The sequence below is a fragment of the Oleiphilus sp. HI0123 genome (assembly GCF_001635315.1).
Genome location: NZ_LWGE01001764.1, coordinates 1 through 1,638 on the forward strand (window position 1 = coordinate 1; position 1,638 = coordinate 1,638).

2 protein-coding genes and 1 pseudogene are annotated in these 1,638 nt (G+C 42.7%); all 3 read left to right on the forward strand.

Features of this window, described 5'->3' with window-relative positions; all coding sequences use genetic code 11:
- Positions 1-757 (forward strand): GGDEF domain-containing protein (locus A3761_RS23795; RefSeq protein ID WP_082870365.1); only part of this gene is annotated, 757 nt, incomplete at its 5' end.
- A gap of 39 nt (positions 758-796) precedes the next feature.
- A complete protein-coding gene (locus tag A3761_RS23800; RefSeq protein ID WP_068512050.1) occupies positions 797-1,111 on the forward strand; it encodes a DUF3301 domain-containing protein in 315 nt (104 codons plus the stop codon).
- A 162-nt stretch (positions 1,112-1,273) separates the two neighbouring features.
- Positions 1,274-1,638 (forward strand): annotated as a pseudogene (locus tag A3761_RS29110) (DUF3391 domain-containing protein); the annotation flags it as partial.

The following is a 1,638-nucleotide window of genomic DNA, read 5'->3' on the forward strand; positions in this document are numbered from 1 at the left end:
GATACGTAGTTCTAACGCTAAAATCTCAAACCGGCTCACCCGTTTTGTATCCTTACCGGTTCTGAGGGCTTTGTACGGCCTGGCTTTATCGTTAGGTGCACCGGCGGGTTGGGTTCTAGTCCAGAAACTTGCGGGGCGTGATCCATTCTCTGGTGAACATTTTGATCTATTACTCTATGTCTATATGAGCTTGGCAACGGGAATTGTGTTTTCATTGCTAGGTTATTTTATTGGTCGTCGAGAGCATATGATTACAGATCTGGCACTGACCGATAGCCTAACGGCGCTTTACAATAAGCGTTATTATAAAAACCGTTTAGAACAAGAGTTTCAGCAGCATCTGCGTACCGGTGCCTCAATGGCCATTATTCAAATTGATTTAGACTTTTTTAAACAAGTAAATGATCGATTTGGGCACCAGGCAGGTGATGAAGTATTGAAGAAGGTTGCTACATTGATTCTTGCAAATTGCAGGAAGAATGATACTGCCGCGCGCGTTGGCGGAGAAGAGATGAGTATTATTGTCTGTGGCGAAAGTAAAGATGAAGCGCATATATTGGCAGAAAGAATTCGTGCCACGATTGAAAGTACAGACTGCTTTTGGCAGGGGCAACGGATAAGTTTGACAGCCTCATTCGGTATTGCATTCGCGACAGCTAAGACAGAAACTGCTTGGCAAATTTATCAAAATGCTGACTTGGCACTGTATCAAGCCAAGAAGCAGGGACGGAATCAGGTATGCTTGTATGAAGCCTAAACCCAAGGCGCGAGTAGAGTTTCGAATGCGGAGGTTATATTGTCTTTAAGATCATTGGTTCTGACGTTGCTTGTCTGCCTGATTGTTTGGTATTGGCTTAAAGCAAGAGAGTTAAAAGATATTGCTCTAAGAGCCGCGGCGAAGCATTGTCGTGAATTGGACTTAAGTATTCTTGACCAGACAGTCGTTTTGCGCTCATTGAAGCTCAAGAGAGGGAATGCTGGGCGCTTACAGATTATTCGTGAATATGGTTTTGAGTTCAGTTCTACAGGAGAAGATCGTTATAAAGGTAGTGTGAAGATGGCCGGAGCACGTGTTCAAGGGGTCAAATTGGCACCACATCGAGTGGAATAGTTTTATTATTGGAAGTGGTTAATTTGTATCGAGCACCTATACTCTATATATCGACAAAAAGAAGCTATTCACAAATTGGCAGGTGTTTTTAATTCGCACCTGCTTTAGCGTGTAAGAATAAATATGATCAAACGAATTCCTATCGACTCCCTTCAAGTTGGAATGTATATATCTGATCTTAATAGTGATTGGATTCCTCATTCCAACTTTAAGAAGAAGGGGAAAATCAAGAAAGATCTAACTGTTGAAAAGATAAAAAACTAGGCATTAAAGAAGTCTATATCGATACTTTTCTAGGTGAGGATTTAAAGGATGCGCCGACCCTTGCCGAGATTGACAAAGAAAATGAAAAGAAACTAGCAGCGGCAGGTGAACTGAGCTCGTTAAACAAGCCGCGTTTAGGTTTGGGCGAGGAAATGCTGGCGGCTCAAAAGGTTCATGAAGAAGCAGTTGAACTCATGGGCGGTATTCTCACGGACGTTAAGACTGGTCAGGCGCTTCCTATAGACGCTATTGATAATCTTGCG